Here is a 17,949-nt window from a genome sequence, read left to right on the forward strand (position 1 = left end):
GTTACGGCGCAATCGGGCGTGATTCCCTACGCTGTGCGGGTGCTGATCCTGCTTCCGCCCAGTGAGGGCAAGACCGCGCCGCGACGCGGCAAGGCCCTCGACCTCGCCTCCCTCGGCTCCCCGTCGCTCACCTCCGCACGCGAGCAGGTCCTCGACGCCCTGGTCTCCCTGTGTGCCGACGGACAGGATCCGGCCACCCCGGTGCAGAACGGCCTGCTCGTCGAGCGGGCCGCCGCCACCCTCGGCCTCGGCGCCACGCAGCTCGACCTGGTCGCGCTCAACGCCGGCCTGCGTACGGCGCACACTGCCCGCGCCGACCGCATCTACACCGGCGTGCTCTACGACGCCCTCGACTTCGCCAGCCTCTCGACCGCGGCCAGGCGTCGCGCAACGTCACGGGTGGGCATCATGTCGTCCCTCTTCGGACTGGTCCGGCCGGGCGACACGATCCCGGCGTACCGCCTCTCGGGCGACGCCGTACTCCCCCAACTTGGCTCTGTGGCAGGGTTCTGGCGCGAGAACCTCGAGCCGACGGTGCTCGACGCCCTCGGGTCAGGCCTGCTGGTCGACCTGCGGTCCGGCATGTACGCCGCGTTCTGGAGGCCGTCCCGCGACCTCGCGAAGCGCGTGGCGACCGTCCGCGTGCTCCACGAGCACAACGGCACCCGCAAGGTGGTCAGCCACTTCAACAAGGCGACCAAGGGCCGCATCGTCCGCGCGGTGCTGGAGGACGGCGGCAACCCGCGGACTCCGGGGGCCTTCGCCGATCTGCTGCGTGACCTCGGCTGGAAGGTCGAGGAGTCCGCACCCGGCGCCAAGGGTGTGCAGCTCGACGTGGTCGTCGACGAGATCTGACGCGCTCGTCCGAGCGCCGGTCAGAGGCGTGAGGGCGGGAGCACCTCGGCGCCGGGACGCGCGTTGTAGAGCCGCATGGATGCCATCCGCTCGGCGCCGTCGGGGCCGCCGTCGAAGAACGACAGCACCGTCACCGAGGCCGGGGTCAGCTCCATGCGGTAGACCGCCTCGAGAGGCGCGCCGACCACGTGGGCGACCAGGGTCTTGATCGGCGTCACGTGGCTGACCACGACGACGGTCTTGCCTCCGTGGTTCGCGATCAGCCGGTCGAGGGCGGCGAGCACCCGCTCCTCCACCTGGCGGAACGACTCCCCGCCACCGGGGGCGACGTCGAGCGAACCCAGCCAGGCGTCCATCTCGTCCTTGTGCCTCTCGGCCACCTCGGCGAAGGTCAGGCCGTCCCAGGTGCCGAACTCCATCTCGGCAAAACCGTGCTCCTCCTCGATGTCACGCCCCAGCACCTCGGCGACGATCTCCGCCGACTCACGCGTGCGTCGTACCGGCGAGGCGACCACGGCGGCGATGTCACCGGCCAGCGGTTCCAGCCACTCGGCCGTCGCCCGGACCTGCTCGCGGCCCAGGTCGCTGAGGCCCGGGTTGGAGCTGGCCAGGCCGCCGGAGAAGCGCTTGTCGACCGTGTGCGGGGTGACGCCGTGGCGCACCAGGATCACCGTCGTCGGCGGACCACCCGGGTGCGACCAGCCGCGGTGTCCGGCATCGTCGGAGGCGGGCGCATCGGAGGCCGGGTCCTCGATCTCCTCGATCAGGGAGTCGGCAGGCCCGGTCCCCGGAAGCTGGTCACTCACCGGCCAGACCCCACGGACCGGCGCCTCACAGACCGGACTCGGCGGTGCGCACCAGGATCCGCGAGCACTCCTCGCAGCGCACGACCTCGTCGGCGGGGGCCTTGGCGATCACGCCGAGGTCCGCGGCATTGAGCTTCATGTTGCAGCCGCCGCACTGGCGGGCACGGAGCTCAGCGGCACCGACGCCCTGCTTCTCGCGGATCCGCTCGTAGAGGGCGAGCAGGTCGTCGGGGAGCCCGTCGATGGCTGCGGCACGGTCGGCCACGAGCACCTCGAGCGATGCGTTGACCTCGGTGGACTTGGTGTCGCGAGCCTCGGACAGGGTGACCAGCTTGGCCACCACGTCGGTCTCCTCGCGCTCGGCCCGGACCAGCTCGGCCTGCGCCTCCTCGAGCTTCTCCATCACCTCGAGCTCTTCGTCCTCCAGGGTGGAGATGCGGCGTTCGAGGGACTCGAGCTCGTGGTTCATCCGCTGCAGGTCCTTGGGGTTGGTGATCAACCCCTGCTCCACACGGGAGCGGTCGCGCTCGCGCCGGGTCTTGACCTGCTCGACGTCGAGGTCGGCCTTCTTCTGCTCACGGGTGAGGTCGTCGACCAGGATGCGGGCGTCGCGGACCCGGTTGTTGAGCGCACGCTGGGTGGACTCGATGGCCGCGATCTCCTTGATCTCCGGCATGGAGGACACCTGGTGGCGCAGCTGGGCCACCCGCGCATCGAGTGCGGCTACGTCGAGCAGCTTCAGTTGGGAGGACGGATCGGCTTTCAGCGGAGGCTCCTAGGTGCGGGCGGTACGACGTCGTCGGCGCCTGGCGTGTGAAATGCGTGCGTATCAGAGGGCGTTGGTTCAGATGCGGAAGGTCCAGGGGTCCGTGCGGACCTCGCTCACCCGGGAGTCCACCGTATCCCCCAGCGCCTCGGCCAGCCGCGCCCGGACCACCGGCAGCCACGTGGACTCCGCGGCCCAGTGCGCCACGTCGATCAGCGCCGGCCCGTCCTTCTCGAGGAACTCGGCGGCGGGGTGGTGCCTCAGGTCGCTTGTCACGTAGACGTCGACGTCGCTCCCGGCCAGTCGATCGAGCAGGAAGTCGCCGGCCCCGCCGCACACCGCCACCCGTCGTACGACGCGCTCGGGGTCACCGCCGACGCGCACGCCCTGCTCGGTCTCGGGGAGGGCCTCGGCGACCACCTGGGCGAAGTCGCGCAGCGTGGTCTCCTCGATGACGCCGACCCGCCCGGTGCCGGTCGTGGCCAGGCCGGGGTCGGCGAGCTCGGTGACGTCGTACGCCGGTGACTCGTAGGGGTGGTTGGCCAGCATCGCGTTGACGACCTCACCGCGTCGGCGGCGTGGCAGCACTGCCTCGATGCGGTGCTCGTCGACGACCGCGATGTCCCCGATGGTGCCGACGGTCGGGTCGGAGCCCTCGAGCGGGCGGAACCTGCCCTGGCCCTCGGTGGTGAAGGAGCAGTGGTCGTAGTTGCCGATGAACCCGGCACCGGCGTCGGCGATCGCGGCCCGCACCGGTGCTGCGGCGTCGTGCGGCACATAGACCACGAGCTTGTCGAGCGACTCCCCCTCGGCGCCGAGGATCGGGGCGAGTTCCTTCAGGCCCAGTGCGGTGGCCAGCGCCTCCGAGACTCCCGAGTCGGCCTGGTCTGCGTTCGTGTGGGCGGTCAGCAGCGCGCAGCCGCCGGCCGCCAGCGTGGCCAGGGTGCGGCCCTTCGCGGTGGTCGCCGCGAAGCCGTGCACCGGCTTGAGGAACAGAGGGTGGTGTACGACGAGCAGGTCGGCGCCCCACGCCACGGCCTCCTTCGCGACCTCGGGCGTCGGGTCGACCGCGAACATGACCTTCTTGACGGTCGCCGCCGGATCGCCGTACACGAGACCGACGGCGTCCCAGTCCTCGGCGGTCCCGGGTGGGTACCAACCGTGCAGGAGCTCAACCACGTCACCAAGGGTCGTCATGGCGACAGGTTAATGGGCAGGTCTCAGTGCATGTCACGCCGCCGCAGGCCGAGTACGCCGACCGCCCCGAGCGCGACACTGACCGCGAGCACCACGAGGTAGGGGCCGGCGGCGAAGGACTCGGCCGGCACCAGGGCGAGATGGCTGAACGGTGAGACGTCGATCAGCCAGTCGGGGAACTTCAGCAGTGGCCCGAACATCATCACGACCACGCAGAACGCGAGTCCGAGCCAGGCCGCGGAAGCGAGACGCGGCACGAAGCCGGTGAGCAGCACGGCGAGTCCGACCAGCACCATCACCCCGGCACCGGCCGAGACGGGAGCCATCATCAACCGACCGAAGGAGTCCCACTCCCCGGTGGTCATGGCGTAGCCGGTGCCGAGCCCGACCGCGGAGGCGAGCAGCACGGCGACGGAGCCGAGCACGGCGATCAGCGTGTGGCCCAGGAACCAACGCACCCGGGGCAGGGCGGTCGAGAGCAACGGCTCGACACGGCCGGAGTCCTCCTCGCCGCGGGCGCGGAGCGAGGCGGAGACGGCGTACCCTCCGGCGAGCAGGGCCAGCATCAGCCCGGCGGCGCCGTAGAACCCGTCGACGAGGTCGGCGCTGCCCGCCGCCAACACCTCACGGGTGGCCTCGGAGTCGCCGATCAGGTCACCGATGTCGTTGCCCATGGTGCCGTAGGCCAGGCCGGTCACGAACAGGCCGAGGGTCCAGCCGATGAGGCTGCCGCGGTGCAGCCGCCAGGCCAGGCCGAGGTCACTGTGCAGTCCGGCGCCGGCCCGCGCCGGACCCGGCCGAGCTGCCCAGACACCGGACCCGATGTCACGCCGACCGAAGACGGCGTAGGCCGCGGCCAGGGTCACCAGTGCGACACCGAGGAGGAGGACGAGGGGCCACCAGCGTTCGTCGGCGTACGCCCGCAGGCCCTGGTACCACCCGATCGGCGAGAGCCACGACAGTCCGTTGTCGCCGACGTCACCGATCGCGCGCAGGCCGTAGGCGGCACCGAGCGCGGCTCCGACGATGCCGTACATGGCGCGGGCGCCCTGGGTCAGCTGCGCGGCGACCAGGGAGATGCCGGTGAAGCAGAGACCGGTGAGGATCAGCCCGATCCCGAGCGCCCAAGACCCGGCCGCGGGCAGTCCGTAGGCCAGCAGGCTGGCCGAGACCGCCAGGCCGACCACGGCGTTGGCCAGGGCGGTGACCATGAGGGCAGCGGTCATCGGAGCATGTCGGCCGATCGCCCCCGAGCGGACGAGCTCGTCGCGCCCGGTCTCCTCCTCGACGCGGGTGTGCCGGCCGACGAGGAACATGCTCATCAGCCCGACCATGACCGCGCCGAAGGCGGTGGCCTGCCAGGCGACCTGGCCACCGACGGTGTTCAGGGCCCGCGCCGGTCCGGCCATCGCGATGAACGCGGCATTGTTCTCCATGCTGGCCGCGGCCTTGTCGAACTCGGCCTGGGTGGAGTAGAGCCCGTCGACGCTGACCGCCTGCGACCAGTAGAGGATCGTGATGCCGATCGTCCACCAGAAGATCGCGAGCAGGTCGCGTCGTACGAAGGTGCGGAACAGGATGCCGGCTCCGGTGACGGCCCTCATCGTTCGGCCTCCGGCTGGGGCTCGACCTCGTCGCCGTAGTGGCGCAGGAACAGCTCTTCGAGGGTGGGCGGCTGGCTGGTCAGGGTGAGGATCCCGAAGTCTCCGAGCCTGGCCACCGCGGCGCCGAGCTGCGCCGTGTCGATCTCGAACTCCACGCGCTTGCCCTCGACGACCAGGCCGTGCAGGCCGGTGAGCTGGTCGAGTCCGATCGGGTCGGAGGCCAGCTGGGCGGAGACCGCCGTGCGCGTGAGGTGGCGAAGGTCGGCGAGGGTTCCAGTCTCGACGGTGCGGCCGGAGCGGATGATGCTGACCCGGTCGCACAGCCGCTCGACCTCCGCCAGGATGTGGCTGGAGAGCAGGACGCTGCGCCCGTCGGTGCGGAACTCGTCGATGCACGACTGGAAGACCGACTCCATGATCGGGTCTAGGCCCGACGTCGGCTCGTCGAGCACCAGCAGCTCCACGTCGGAGGACAGTGCGGCGACCAGGGCCACCTTCTGCCGGTTGCCCTTGGAGTAGGTGCGGCCCTTCTTGGTCGGGTCGAGCTCGAACCGGTCGAGCAGGTCGGCGCGACGCTTCTCGTCGAGGCCGCCGCGCAGCCGGCCGAGCAGGTCGATGACCTCACCGCCGGACAGGTTCGGCCACAGGTTCACGTCGCCCGGCACGTAGGCCAGGCGGCGGTGCAGCTGGGCCGCGTCGCGCCACGGGTCGCCGCCCAGGAGCCGGGTGGTGCCCTCGTCGGGCCGCAGCAGGCCGAGCAGCACGCGGATGGTCGTGGACTTGCCGGCGCCGTTGGGACCCAGGAAGCCGTGGACCTCGCCGGTCGCGACGGACAGGTCGAGGTGGTCGAGAGCCGTGGTGGCGCCGAACTTCTTGACCAGCCCCGAGATCTCGATGACATCACTCATGCCCGTCACGCTACTCCTAATTCACGAATTTGTGAAACTTCCGAACTACTTGAATTTCGGATAGTCTGAGGCCATGGCCGACGCCCCTGATCCCGCGAGTGATACGCATCCGCGACAGTTCGTGGAGGACCTCGCCTCCATGCTCAGCGGCATGGGCTTCCCCCGCATGCCTTCACGCGTCTTCGCTGCCCTCCTCGGTGCGCCGGGCGCGGGCATGACCTCGCGTGAGCTCGCCGAGTCCCTTCAGGTCAGCCCCGCCGCGATCAGCGGCGCGGTCAACTACCTGCTGCGCGTCCATCTCGTGCGCCGGCGCCGCGATCCCGGCGAGCGCGCCGACCGGTTCTCCACCGAGGCGGACCTCTGGGCCGACGCCATGATGCTCGAGATCAAGGCGTACGACGCCCTGGTCAAGCTGATGGACACCGCCCTGTCCTCGGGCGACCTCTCCCCCGACGCCGAGACCCGCATCACCGACACCCGTGACTTCTTCGTCTTCATCGGCAACGAGCTGCCGAGTCTCTACGCGCGCTGGCAGGACGAGCAGAAGTCTCGATGAGGGTCTTCTCATCCGGGTCTCACGAGGACCCCACGATGAGGCAGGATCATCCAGGTCATGGGCAAGTGGAAACTGATCCTCGCGGCAGCGCTGGTGCTGCCGATGCTGGCCTACGTCGCCGGCTCTCTCGCTGCCGCCGGTGACGCGCCCGGCGACCGCAGCCCGATCCGGATCGACGAGCCGACCGGAACGAGCGGTACGCCGACCGACCTGCCCAGCCGCACGCCGAAGCCGCCGAAGAAGTCCGACGGCCCGCGGACCGTGACCGCCGTGCCCGATGACCTTGACGACGCCACCGACGACGACGGTCGTGACGACGACCGGCACGACGGTCGCGACGACGACGGGCCGGATGACGACGACGGTGGCGATGACGACTGACTCCCGTGGCGGACGTCGATGACTGCCGCCGACCCCACCACCCGAGATGCCCGGCGACGCCCGGGCATCTCCGTGCGCGTGCGGATCACCGCCACGGTCGCCGTACTCGTCGCCCTCGCCCTGGCCGGCGCCGGTGCGATCATCTACGCCCTGGAGTCGGCCCGGCTCGAGAACGCAGCGTCGGCCCAGGCCGACCAGGAGATCGCCGAGTTCCGCCAGCTCCAGGAGAAGGGCAAGGACCCCAACACCGCGAGGCCCTTCGCCAGCGTCGAAGACCTCCTGGTCGTGTTCCTGCAGCGCAACGTGCCCAGCGACAACGAGCTGTTCTCCGCGTGGATCGACGACGAGTCCAAGTTCGAGTCGACCTCCGACCACTCCGGGTTCAGCAGGTCCCCCGAGTTCGAGTCGGTCGTCCGCCAGCACCTGCGCAAGGGCGGGGAGGAGCTCTTCGACTCCGAGGTCGGTGAGGTGCTGGTGACCGTGCAGCCGGTGCAGGGAACCCGCACCGGGGGCGCCCTGGTGGTGATCACCTTCCTCGACGACTCCCGGGGCGAGCTCAAGGAGCTCATCGAGACCTACACGATCGTCTCCCTGCTCTCGCTCGGCCTGATCACCGCACTGGCCGCGTGGCAGGCCGGCCGGCTCCTCTCTCCCCTGCGCGAGATGAGCGAGACCGCCCGCGAGATCAGCGAGACCGACCTCTCGTTGCGGCTCACCGAGACCGGCAACGACGACATCACCTCACTGACCCGCACGGTCAACGACATGCTGGCCCGGCTCGAGGCGTCGTTCACCAACCAGCGCGAGTTCCTCGACGCGGCCGGCCACGAGCTCAGGACTCCGCTGACTGTGCTGCGCGGACACCTCGAGCTGCTGGACGCTCACAATCCTGAGGAGGTCGGCGAGACCCGGGCGCTGCTGCTCGACGAGATCGACCGCATGTCGCGACTGGTCAACGACCTGATCCTCCTCACCAAGAGCGCCCGGCCCGACTTCGTCACGACAGGACCGGTCGACCTCGGCGCGCTCACCGACCTGGTGCTGACCAAGGCCCGCGCACTGGGCGATCGCGCGTGGGTCGACGACGGTACGGCGACCCGCACCGTGCACCTCGACGAGCAACGCATCACGCAGGTGCTGCTGCAGCTGGCCGACAACGCGGTCAAGCACACCGTGCCCGGCGACACGATCGCCATCGGTTCGGCCGACAAGGGCGAGCGGGTGCTGCTGTGGGTGCGCGACACCGGGCACGGCGTACGACCCGAGGACCGGGAGCGGATCTTCGAGCGGTTCACCCGCAGCACCGTGCTCCGGGGCGACGACGGCTTCGGACTCGGACTGTCCATCGTGCGTGCGTTGGTCGAAGCGCACGGTGGCACGGTCCACGTCGAGGACGCCGATCCGCCGGGCGCCCGGTTCGTCGTCGCGCTGCCCGCGGCGACGACGGGCCCGGCGTCCGGCAGCGGCTCCTCGACGGACCTGCCTCCCGACACCGGCCATGCCGACACGATCAGGTTCGAAGCAGTCCGACCCGACGTCGAGGAGCGCCCATGGCCAGCATCCTGATCATCGAGGACGAGGCCCGCATCGCCTCGTTCGTCGCCAAGGGGCTCACCGCGGAGGGCCACCAGACCACCATCGCCGACGACGGGCCGACCGGCCTCGACCTGGCACTGGGCAACGGCTTCGACCTCGTCGTCCTCGACATCGGCCTGCCCGGTATCGACGGCTTCGAGGTGCTCGACCAGCTGCGCTCGCAGGGCTCCCGTGTCCCGGTCATCGTGCTGACCGCGCGCGACTCGGTGACCGACACGGTCAACGCCCTCGAGGGCGGTGCCGACGACTACATGCCCAAGCCGTTCCGGTTCGCCGAGCTGCTGGCCCGGGTCCGGCTCCGCCTGCGGCAGTACGACGACCAGGGCGCGGCGCGTGACGACGTACTCCGGGCCGGCGCGGTCAGCCTCGACGTCCGCACCCGGCGGGCCACCGTCGACGGGACCGAGGTGGACCTCTCCGCGCGCGAGTTCACCCTGCTCGAGATCTTCCTGCTCAACCCCGGACAGGTGCTGTCGCGGGAGCAGCTGCTCGACCACGTGTGGGGCTTCGACTTCGACCCGGGATCCAACGTGGTGGACGTCTACGTCGGCTACCTGCGCAGGAAGCTCGGCGCCGACCGGATCGCCACCGTGCGCGGTATGGGCTACCGCCTCGTCCCCTGATCGTCCCACCATCGACCTGTCGCCAGTTCCTGCCGACCCGTCGCGAATACCGGTTGACCCGTCGCCAGTTCTCGAACTCACGACGGGTCGATCCGAACTAGCGACGGGTCGATCCGAACTAGCGACGGGTCAGCGGCGGACCTTGAAGCCGGCAAGGTGACCGCGGGGCTGCCGCTCGAGGACGGGCTGCAGCGCCTCGGCGATCTCGGGCGGCACCCGCTCGGGCAACGCGCCGGGATCCGTCACCAGCTAGTTGACCTGTTTGGCCTGGTCTGCCCAGTAGGGCTCACGCAGCTTGAACTTCTGCAGCTTGCCGGTCGCCGTACGCGCCAGCTCCTCGCGGAACTCGATCGAGGTCGGCGCCTTGTAACCGGCCGCCTTGTCCTTGCACCACGCGATCAGCTCGGCCTCGGTGACCTCGGCGTCCGGCGCCAGCACCACCAACGCCTTGATCGTCTCGCCCCACTTCTCACTCGGCACGCCGATCACCGCAACCTCAGCCACCGCCGGATGCGAGAACAACACGTCCTCCACCTCGATGCTCGAGACGTTCTCACCACCAGTGATGATGACGTCCTTCTTGCGGTCACTGATCGTGAGATACCCGTCCTCACCGATCACCCCACCGTCACCGGTGTGGAACCACCCACCAGCCAGGCACCGCTGCGTCTCCTCCGGGTTCTGCCAGTACCCCTCCAACACCACGTTCGACCGGGCCAACACCTCACCCTCCGCATCAGTGGACAGGCGTACGCCGATCGCCGGCGCCCCCGCACGCACCAGGTTCGACGCCCGCTCCAACGGGTCCAGGTCATCCCACTCCGCACGCGACCGGTTGATGGTCAGCAGCGGCGACGTCTCGGTCAACCCGTAGATCTGGATGAACTCCCACCCCAGCTCGGCCTCCACCCGCGCCACCGTCTTGGTCGGCGGCGGCGCACCAGCCACGATGATCCGCACCCGGTCACGACCCGGGATCTCCCCCTCCCACTCGGCCGCAGCCTCCAGCACCGCGGCCACCACCGCCGGCGCCGCACACATCACCGTCACCCCATGCTGCTCGACACGGCGCAGGATCTCCGCACCATCGATCTTGCGGATCACCACCTGCGGCACCCCCATCCCCGCCATCGCGAACGGCATCCCCCATCCATTCGCATGGAACATCGGCAACGTGTGCAAGTACACGTCCCGATCCGAGACCCCGGCATGCAACCCGAACGTCACCGCATTCACCCAGATGTTGCGGTGCGTGATCTGCACACCCTTCGGACGCGCCGTCGTACCCGAGGTGTAGTTGATGCACGCCGTGGCAGCCTCATCCGGCTCCCACACCACCGGCTCCACACCCTCAGCTGCATAGATCTCGTCATCGTCGCCGATCACGAACTTGAACTCCGCCTCCACCCCGGCCAGCGACTCCTCCAGCTCCGGGTCGACCAACAACACCCGGGCCCCCGAATGCTCCACGATGTAGGACACCTCATCAGGGCGCAGCCGGAAGTTCACCGGCACCAACACCCGCCCGAACCCCGCCACCCCGAAGAACGACGTCAACAACCGCGCACTGTTGTGCGAGACCACCGCCACCCGGTCACCGAAGCCGACACCCAGCTCATCGAGCTTCGCCGCCTGACGACGCGCGTTCGCCGCGATCTGCGCATAGGTCAACGAACCCAGCGACGGCGCCGGCTGATCAGGCTCATCGACCACCCCCACCCGATCGCCGTACACGACAGCGGCACGATCGATGAAGTCTGCAACCTGGAAATTGACGTGCATGAATGCTCCCTCACTGGTGACGGTGATCTCACCCTAGCCAGCAACGGTTGGCCCGCGGGAGTGCCCGACCCTCGACTTGAGACGGACGGCAGCGGTGCTGCGACGAAAGGCGATCGCACGCCGACGGGCGGCCAAAGCGGCCGCCGGGGAGCAGGCGGACAGGCTGGGTGCGTCGGGACGGTTTCGAACCGCCGACCGCTCGGGTGTAAACCGAGTGCTCTACCGCTGAGCTACCGACGCATTGAGGCGCGGGAAAGACTACGCGATCGCGCAGTCGGCCCCTAACTCGCGGACACCAGGAGGACTCCCCGAAATGAGCTGCGACCGCCGGCGTCTCGGGTCACCAGCGGTCGCAACAAGGACAATTCTGCGGCGTCTCCGGACTGAGCGTCAGCGGTTTGAGAAATATCCACAAAATTGGAGACGGCGGTCCAGACCAGCCCCTGCGGAACAGGTCCGGGCAGTGCGTTCAGACCAGCGCGTGCAGCTCGCGCAGGTGTTCGTCGAGGTCGCGCCCCTCGGGCATGGCGTTGTGCACCGCCCACGAGATGCGGCCCTCCTTGTCGATGATGTACGACGACCGCCGGGGGCATCCCTTCACGTCGTCGAACACGTCGTACCGGCGCGTCACCTCGCCGTGCGGCCAGAAGTCGGCCAGCAGCGGGAAGTTGAGCCCGTCGCGATCGGCGAAGGCCCGGATCGAGTAGATCGGGTCGCACGAGACCGCCAGCACCTCGGTGTCGAAGGTCAGGAACTCGTCGAGCCGGTCCCGGATGCCGGTCAGTTCTCCGGTGCAGATTCCCGAGAACGCAAATGGGTAGAAGAAGAGCGCAACTGCCTTGCGGCCACGGAAGTCGGAGAGGGACACGTCCTGACCGAACTGGTCCCGAAGGGTGAAGTCAGGTGCCGTGTCGCCGAGCTGGAGGGGTGTCACCGAGTGCCTGTCCTAGGATTCATCGTGTTAGCGACCAAGGGGTGTTTCATGTCTGACCGTCATCTTCGCACCAGCGCCCTGGCGCTGGCAGCCGGCCTGCTGCTGCTTGCCCAGGCATGCGGCACCAACACGGGGACGACCGAGCTGAATGCGGCGATGGGAGAGCCCGCCGAGTCCCCCGAACCCGAGCTCGACCCGATGGCCGGAGCCCCCGTGGTCGGCTCCTGCTACAGCATGAGCCGCACCCAGTCCGTGTCGACCACCAACACCAAGAAGCCGGTCTCCGACTGCTACGAGAAGCACAACACGCTGACCTACCACGTCGGCCTCTTCAAGGCCGGCACCACGAGCTCGGACTACGCCGTGGTCACCAAGCAGTGCAAGAAGCACCTCCCGGAGGCGACCGGTCTGAGCAAGGGCAGGCTGCTCGGCTCGGTGCTGGACTGGATCTGGTTCGAGCCGACCACCGCCCAGTGGTCGGCCGGCGCCCGCTGGTTCCGCTGCGACCTGGTCGCCGAGTCGGGAGACAAGCTCAAGCTGCTCCCGGAGACCTCGAGGACGACCGACCTCTTCGCCGACGGGCTCGAGGACCCCTACGCCCGCTGCATCCGGCGCGGCTCCGACACCAACGACGACGGGGAGGACGACGCGATCTACGTGACCTGCGACAAGCCGCACGGCTACCGCTGGGCCGGGTGGTTCGAGGCACCGGTCGGCAAGAGCGCGAAGTACCCCACCGACGCACAGTTCGAGAAGTTCGCGAACGCCAACTGCGGCCGCATCGCCGGCACCGACAGCTGGTGGGTGACCTGGCCCCTCGAGGCCTGGTGGCGCGACGGCGAGCGCCGGCTGTCCTGCTACAAGTTCACGTCGTCCTGACGGGGGCGCCCGCGCTCAGGGCTGCCAGTCGAACAGCTCGCGCTTGAGCACCTTGCCGGTGGCGTTGCGTGGCAGCTCGTCGAGGACGTGGATCTCGCGAGGCACCTTGAAGCGCGCGAGGTTCGCCTTGACCCAGTCCTTGAGCTGGTCCTCGTCGACGTCACCCGTGATCACGACGAACGCGCGCAGCCGCTTGCCGAAGTCGGGGTCGTCGATGCCGATCGCGGCGGCCTCGACGACGGCCTCGTGGCGACAGAGGCAGTCCTCGACCTCCTTCGGGAAGACGTTCTCGCCTCCCGACACGATCATCTCGTCGTCGCGGCCCTCGACGTACAGGCGGCCGTTGGCGTCGTACCGCCCGACGTCACCGCTCGACATCAGCCCGTCGATGACCTCCTTGCCGCCACCGCCGGTGTAGCCCTCGAAGAGCAGCCCGTTGCCGACGAAGATGCGGCCGGACTGCCCCTGCGGGACCTCCTTGCCCTCCGGGTCGAGGATGCGTACGACGGTCGCGTGCGGCGGCTTGCCGGCACTGTCGGGAGCAGCGCGCAGGTCTTCGGGTGTGGCGATCGAGGCATAGGCGATCTCGGTCGAGCCGTAGATGTTGTAGAGGGTGTCGCCGAAGGTGTCCATCCAGTTGAGGGCCAGGTCGCCCGGCAGTGCGGAGCCGGAGGCGGCGACCACCTTGACGGTGGAGAAGTCGTAGCGCGACCGGGTCTCCTCGGGCAGCTGGAGGATGCGCTGCAGCATCACCGGGATCACCACGAACGAGTCGCACTTGTTCTCGGAGACCACCTTGAGCGCGGTCTCCGGGTCGAAGCGCCGGGTGAGTACGGCGGTCGAGCCCAGCAGCATGCCGAGCGCCAGGTGTGCGAAGCCCCACGTGTGGAACAGGGGTGCGGCGATGTGCGAGCGCCACTGGGCCCGCAACGGCATCCGCGAGAGCAGGGAGACCGCCGCGTCGATACCGGCCTCGTTGCGGGGGGCGCCCTTCGGCGTACCGGTGGTGCCGGAGGTCAGGATGATCGTGCGCGAGTGGCGGTCCGGCGGCTGGAGGTCTGCGGAGGAACCCGCGGCGATCAGCTTCTCGACGGTGTCGAGGTCGGTGTCGGCGTCTGTCCACGCCAGGATGCGGTTCTCGACGTGGGCGCCGTCGAGGAGCCCGGTGAACTCCTCGTCGTGGATCACCGCGATCGGCTTCTCACGGGCCAGGACGTCCACCAGCTGGGGGCCGGCGAAGGCGGTGTTGAGGTAGAGCACGTCGGCACCGAGCTTGGCCACGGCCAGGCTGGCGTCGACGAAGCCGCGGTGGTTGCGGCACATGATGGCGACGCCGTCACCCTCCTTGACGCCGCGGGCGCGCAGGCTCGACGCGAGGGCGTTGCTGCGGCGGTGGATGTCGCCGAAGGTGAGCGTGCCGAGCTCGTCGATCAGCCCCGGGCGGTCGGGATGGCGCACGGCCAGTGACGCGAACCCGCCGGCCACGCCGGTCCCCCAGGTGACCACGGTGCGGGCCAGCCGGGCCAGCTTCAGTGGCGAGTAGGGGCGAACGACCCCGGATCCGGCAAGCACCTTGACGGAGGTTGCGCCCGACTTGAGGCGTTCACGACCCTGTCCCATGGATGTTCCTTTCGGCCGCCCGCACGGCAGCAGCTGGTCTGAGGGACCCAGCCTGCCAACTCGCCGGTAACAATGGGAAGGTGCTCAGTGGGCGGACTTCGGCGCCACCAGCCGCGTCGCGGCCCAGTCCTTGCTCACGGTCGCGGTCGTGGTCTGCGACAGTCCGGCGATCGGGGCCGCCTCTGCGATGTCGGACGGGTCCACGGCACCGGGGCGTCCCACCTTCGGGGTGAGCAGCCAGATGACACCGCCTCCGACGAGGTCGGTCAGTGAGTCGACGAGCGCATCGACCAGGTCGCCGTCGTCGTCACGCCACCACAGGAGGACCGAGTCCACGACGTTGCCGTAGTCCCCATCGACCATGTCCGCGTCGATGCAGTCCTCGATCTGAACACGCAGGTCGTCGTCGGTGTCGTTGTCCCAGCCGAGTTCCTGGATCACGAGCCCGGGCTTGAGCCCAAGGCGTTCGGCAAGTACGGCATTCTGGGCGGCCGGGCCACCCGCGGTCGAGCTCAAGAGACTCCTCCAGTCACGCGTCACGGAAAACAGGTGCCCGTAGTCCACCGGACATCGCCCCGCTGCGCAACCCTGCGCCCCCGGAGGTGGGCACCCGGGGTCTACCCCTCGGTAGATTTCCTCCCCTGTGGGCGCGTGCCAAGATGGCGGAGTGACCGACACCACCAAGCCCTTGAATCCACCCGTAATTCATGAGGGCCTCCCGACACAGCTGCCTGACATCGACCCCGAGGAAACAGGCGACTGGCTCGCGTCCTTCGACGCCATGATCGATGAGCGAGGCCGGGAACGCGCCCGTTACCTGATGCTCCGCCTCCTCGAACGTGCCCGCGAGAAGCAGGTCGGCGTACCTGCCCTGCGCAGCACCGACTACATCAACACCATCCCGCCGGAGCGTGAACCGTGGTTCCCCGGCGACGAGGAGGTCGAACGCAGGATCCGTGCGTTCATCCGCTGGAACGCCGCGGTCATGGTCTCCAGCGCCAACCGCAAGGGGCTCGAGGTCGGCGGCCACATCGCGACCTACCAGTCCAGCGCGAGCCTCTACGAGGTCGGCTTCAACCACTTCTTCCGCGGCAAGGACCACCCCGGCGGCGGTGACCAGCTCTTCATCCAGGGCCACGCCTCCCCCGGCATCTACGCCCGCGCGTTCCTCGAGGGCCGGCTGACCGAGCAGCAGCTGTTCCGGTTCCGTCAGGAGGTGCAGCACGGCAAGGGCGCTGGGCTGCCTTCCTACCCGCACCCCCGGCTGATGCCCGACTTCTGGGAGTTCCCCACGGTGTCGATGGGCCTGACCGGCATCGGCTCCATCTACCAGGCACGGTTCAACCGCTACCTCGCCAACCGCGGCATCAAGGACACCAGCGAGCAGCACGTCTGGGCCTTCCTCGGCGACGGCGAGATGGCCGAGCCCGAGTCCCTGGGCGCGATCCGCATCGCGGCCCGCGAAGAGCTCGACAACCTGACCTGGGTGATCAACTGCAACCTGCAGCAGCTCGACGGCCCGGTCACCGGCAACGGCAAGATCATCCAGGAGCTCGAGGCCAACTTCCGCGGTGCCGGCTGGAACGTCATCAAGGTGGTCTGGGGCCGCGAGTGGGACGACCTGCTGGCCCGCGACGTCGACGGCGTCCTGGTCAACCAGATGAACACCACCCCGGACGGCGCGTTCCAGACCTTCTCCGTCGAGAGCGGCGCCTACAACCGCGAGCACTTCTTCGGACCCGACCCCCGGTTGCGGACGATGGTCGAGCACATGACAGACCGGCAGATCGAGAAGCTGCCGCGCGGTGGCCACGACTACCGCAAGGTCTACGCCGCCTTCGACGCCGCGACGAAGCACGTCGGCCAGCCGACGGTGATCCTCGCCCACACCGTCAAGGGCTGGACGATCGACGCACTGGAGGGCAAGAACGCCACCCACCAGATGAAGAAGCTCACCCAGGAGGACCTGAAGAAGTTCCGCGACCGGCTCTACCTGCCGATCAGCGACCGCGACCTCGAGTCGGCGTACGAAGCCACCGGCACCGCGCCGTTCTTCCACCCGGGCGAGAACTCCCCCGAGATCGAGTACATGATGGAGCGGCGCAACCAGCTGGGTGGCTCCATCCCGCAGCGGGTCAACCGCGCCAAGATGCTGACCCTCCCCGGCGACGGCACGTACGCCGAGCTCAAGAAGGGCGCCGGCAAGAACAAGGTCGCCACCACGATGGCCGCGGTCCGGTTGCTCAAGGACTGGATGCGCGACCCGGGCATCGGCGACCGGATCGTGCCGATCGCACCCGACGAGTACCGCACGTTCGGCATGGACGCGATGTTCCCGTCGGCGAAGGTCTACGACCCGGCCGGCCAGACCTACGAGTCGGTCGACCGCAACATGCTGCTCCAGTACAAGATGTCGACGACGGGCCAGATGCTGCACGAGGGCATCTCCGAGGCCGGCGCAATGGCGTCGGCCACGGCCGCCGGGTCGTCGTACACGACGCACGGCGAGCCGATGATCCCGTTCTACATCTTCTACTCGATGTTCGGGTTCCAGCGCACCGGCGACTCGATCTGGGCGATGGCCGACCAGATGGCGCGTGGGTTCCTGATCGGCGCCACCGCGGGGCGTACGACGCTCACCGGCGAGGGCCTCCAGCACGCCGACGGACACTCACCACTGCTCGCCGCGACCAACCCGGCCGTGGTGCACTACGACCCCGCGTTCGCCTACGAGGTCGGCCACATCATGCGCTCCGGCCTGGAACGCATGTACGGCACCAGCGAGCAGCACCCGCAGGGCGAGAACGTCATCTTCTACATGACCGTCTACAACGAGCCGGTCGCCCAGCCGGCGGAGCCCGAGGGACTCGACGTCGCCGGCCTGCTCAAGGGCATGTACCAGGTCTCGACCACGGACGCCGAGGGCCCGCGCGTGCGTCTGCTCGCCTCCGGCGTCGGCTTCCCCTGGATCGTGGACGCCCAGCGGATGCTCGCCGAGGACTGGGGTGTGCAGGCAGAGACGTGGTCGGTCACGTCGTGGAACGAGCTGGCCCGTGAGGCCATCGAGGTCGACAAGTGGAACCTGCGGCACCCGCAGGAGAAGCACCGGTCGGCGTACGTCACCGAGGTGCTGGCCGACGGCCAGGGTCCGGTCGTCGCGGTGTCCGACTACATGACGGCCGTGCCGCTGCAGATCGCCCGCTGGGTGCCCGAGGACTACCGGGTGCTGGGCGCCGACGGCTTCGGCTTCGCCGACACCCGGCCCGCGGCACGACGGTTCTTCCACATCGACGCGGAGTCGGTGGTCGTCCAGGCCCTCGGCGCGCTGGCCGATGCCGGGGAGATCGATCCGGCGCGGGTCACCGAGGCGCTCGATCGCTACCGCATCGACGACCCGACGGCCGTGGCCGGCGTGCTCCAGGAGGGCGGCGACGCCTGACCT

16 protein-coding genes and 1 tRNA gene are annotated in these 17,949 nt (G+C 69.2%); 7 read left to right on the plus strand and 10 right to left on the minus strand.

Features of this window, described 5'->3' with window-relative positions:
* The first annotated feature begins 39 nt into the window (after nt 1–39).
* Nucleotides 40–855, plus strand: coding sequence for a peroxide stress protein YaaA (yaaA, locus tag ASD66_RS14765; protein WP_056891487.1), 816 nt, complete (start codon nt 40–42; stop codon nt 853–855).
* A gap of 20 nt (nt 856–875) precedes the next feature.
* Here the strand turns inward: yaaA and ASD66_RS14770 are convergent, their stop codons facing one another.
* The 5 genes from ASD66_RS14770 to ASD66_RS14790 form a co-directional block, all read right to left on the minus strand.
* Entirely contained in the window at nt 876–1,661 is a 786-nt protein-coding gene (locus ASD66_RS14770) for a histidine phosphatase family protein (protein ID WP_056891361.1), read from the minus strand.
* 25 nt (nt 1,662–1,686) lie between these two features.
* On the minus strand, nt 1,687–2,337 hold the full coding sequence (locus ASD66_RS14775; protein ID WP_082564118.1) for a zinc ribbon domain-containing protein: 651 nt from the start codon (nt 2,335–2,337) through the stop codon (nt 1,687–1,689).
* Nucleotides 2,338–2,505: 168 nt separating this feature from the next.
* A complete protein-coding gene (locus tag ASD66_RS14780; RefSeq protein WP_056891363.1) occupies nt 2,506–3,624 on the minus strand; it encodes a Nif3-like dinuclear metal center hexameric protein in 1,119 nt (372 codons plus the stop codon).
* Nucleotides 3,625–3,647: 23 nt separating this feature from the next.
* Nucleotides 3,648–5,228 carry an ABC transporter permease gene (locus ASD66_RS14785; protein WP_056687677.1) on the minus strand — a complete coding sequence of 527 codons (1,581 nt, stop codon included), beginning with the start codon at nt 5,226–5,228 and terminating at the stop codon, nt 3,648–3,650.
* Entirely contained in the window at nt 5,225–6,136 is a 912-nt protein-coding gene (locus ASD66_RS14790; protein WP_056687679.1) for an ATP-binding cassette domain-containing protein, read from the minus strand. The genes ASD66_RS14785 and ASD66_RS14790 overlap by 4 nt, the downstream gene beginning before the upstream one ends.
* Before the next feature lie 73 nt (nt 6,137–6,209).
* Between ASD66_RS14790 and ASD66_RS14795 the strand changes: the two genes are divergently transcribed.
* From ASD66_RS14795 to ASD66_RS14810, 4 genes are read left to right on the plus strand one after another with little or no spacing between them, the layout of a single operon-like run.
* Entirely contained in the window at nt 6,210–6,692 is a 483-nt protein-coding gene (locus tag ASD66_RS14795; protein ID WP_056891364.1) for a GbsR/MarR family transcriptional regulator, read from the plus strand.
* A 57-nt stretch (nt 6,693–6,749) separates the two neighbouring features.
* Nucleotides 6,750–7,073, plus strand: a complete 324-nt coding sequence (locus tag ASD66_RS14800) for a hypothetical protein (protein WP_056687683.1) — start codon at nt 6,750–6,752, stop codon at nt 7,071–7,073.
* 18 nt (nt 7,074–7,091) lie between these two features.
* Nucleotides 7,092–8,639, plus strand: a complete 1,548-nt coding sequence (locus ASD66_RS14805; RefSeq protein WP_082599509.1) for a sensor histidine kinase — start codon at nt 7,092–7,094, stop codon at nt 8,637–8,639.
* Complete coding sequence (locus ASD66_RS14810) at nt 8,624–9,292, plus strand: response regulator transcription factor (protein WP_056687685.1); 669 nt, start codon at nt 8,624–8,626, stop codon at nt 9,290–9,292. The genes ASD66_RS14805 and ASD66_RS14810 overlap by 16 nt, the downstream gene beginning before the upstream one ends.
* Before the next feature lie 249 nt (nt 9,293–9,541).
* On the opposite strand, the gene ASD66_RS14815 is transcribed toward ASD66_RS14810, so the two are convergent.
* The 3 genes from ASD66_RS14815 to ASD66_RS14825 all read right to left on the minus strand — a co-directional run bounded on the left by ASD66_RS14815 (nt 9,542) and on the right by ASD66_RS14825 (nt 12,008).
* Entirely contained in the window at nt 9,542–11,074 is a 1,533-nt protein-coding gene (locus ASD66_RS14815; RefSeq protein WP_056891365.1) for an AMP-binding protein, read from the minus strand.
* A gap of 168 nt (nt 11,075–11,242) precedes the next feature.
* A tRNA-Val gene (locus tag ASD66_RS14820) sits at nt 11,243–11,314 on the minus strand.
* 229 nt (nt 11,315–11,543) lie between these two features.
* Nucleotides 11,544–12,008, minus strand: coding sequence for a peroxiredoxin (locus tag ASD66_RS14825; protein WP_056687696.1), 465 nt, complete (start codon nt 12,006–12,008; stop codon nt 11,544–11,546).
* 48 nt (nt 12,009–12,056) lie between these two features.
* Here ASD66_RS14825 and ASD66_RS14830 point away from each other — a divergent pair, with 48 nt between their 5' ends.
* Nucleotides 12,057–12,887: a septum formation family protein gene (locus ASD66_RS14830; protein ID WP_056687699.1), complete on the plus strand. Its 831-nt coding sequence runs from the start codon at nt 12,057–12,059 to the stop codon at nt 12,885–12,887.
* Nucleotides 12,888–12,902: 15 nt separating this feature from the next.
* On the opposite strand, the gene ASD66_RS14835 is transcribed toward ASD66_RS14830, so the two are convergent.
* Both ASD66_RS14835 and ASD66_RS14840 read right to left on the minus strand, forming a co-directional pair.
* Complete coding sequence (locus ASD66_RS14835; RefSeq protein WP_056891366.1) at nt 12,903–14,507, minus strand: AMP-binding protein; 1,605 nt, start codon at nt 14,505–14,507, stop codon at nt 12,903–12,905.
* A gap of 84 nt (nt 14,508–14,591) precedes the next feature.
* Nucleotides 14,592–15,023, minus strand: coding sequence for a DUF3052 domain-containing protein (locus tag ASD66_RS14840; RefSeq protein WP_056687704.1), 432 nt, complete (start codon nt 15,021–15,023; stop codon nt 14,592–14,594).
* Nucleotides 15,024–15,150: 127 nt separating this feature from the next.
* On the opposite strand from ASD66_RS14840, the gene aceE reads away from it, so the two are divergent.
* A complete protein-coding gene (gene aceE, locus ASD66_RS14845) occupies nt 15,151–17,946 on the plus strand; it encodes a pyruvate dehydrogenase (acetyl-transferring), homodimeric type (protein WP_414858576.1) in 2,796 nt (931 codons plus the stop codon).
* The last annotated feature ends 3 nt before the right edge of the window (nt 17,947–17,949 follow it).

This window comes from Nocardioides sp. Root151, assembly GCF_001427925.1.
GTDB lineage: Bacteria > Actinomycetota > Actinomycetes > Propionibacteriales > Nocardioidaceae > Nocardioides.

Excerpts from the sequence above, each read along its gene's own strand:
- ASD66_RS14815 (WP_056891365.1), bottom strand. The coding sequence starts at position 11,074 with ATGCACGTCAATTTCCAGGTTGCAGACTTCATCGATCGTGCCGCTGTC.
- ASD66_RS14805 (WP_082599509.1), top strand. The coding sequence starts at position 7,092 with ATGACTGCCGCCGACCCCACCACCCGAGATGCCCGGCGACGCCCGGGC.
- ASD66_RS14795 (WP_056891364.1), top strand. The coding sequence starts at position 6,210 with ATGGCCGACGCCCCTGATCCCGCGAGTGATACGCATCCGCGACAGTTC.
- ASD66_RS14830 (WP_056687699.1), top strand. The coding sequence starts at position 12,057 with ATGTCTGACCGTCATCTTCGCACCAGCGCCCTGGCGCTGGCAGCCGGC.
- ASD66_RS14775 (WP_082564118.1), bottom strand. The coding sequence starts at position 2,337 with ATGCCGGAGATCAAGGAGATCGCGGCCATCGAGTCCACCCAGCGTGCG.
- ASD66_RS14785 (WP_056687677.1), bottom strand. The coding sequence starts at position 5,228 with ATGAGGGCCGTCACCGGAGCCGGCATCCTGTTCCGCACCTTCGTACGA.
- ASD66_RS14780 (WP_056891363.1), bottom strand. The coding sequence starts at position 3,624 with ATGACGACCCTTGGTGACGTGGTTGAGCTCCTGCACGGTTGGTACCCA.
- ASD66_RS14790 (WP_056687679.1), bottom strand. The coding sequence starts at position 6,136 with ATGAGTGATGTCATCGAGATCTCGGGGCTGGTCAAGAAGTTCGGCGCC.
- ASD66_RS14800 (WP_056687683.1), top strand. The coding sequence starts at position 6,750 with ATGGGCAAGTGGAAACTGATCCTCGCGGCAGCGCTGGTGCTGCCGATG.
- ASD66_RS14835 (WP_056891366.1), bottom strand. The coding sequence starts at position 14,507 with ATGGGACAGGGTCGTGAACGCCTCAAGTCGGGCGCAACCTCCGTCAAG.
- ASD66_RS14810 (WP_056687685.1), top strand. The coding sequence starts at position 8,624 with ATGGCCAGCATCCTGATCATCGAGGACGAGGCCCGCATCGCCTCGTTC.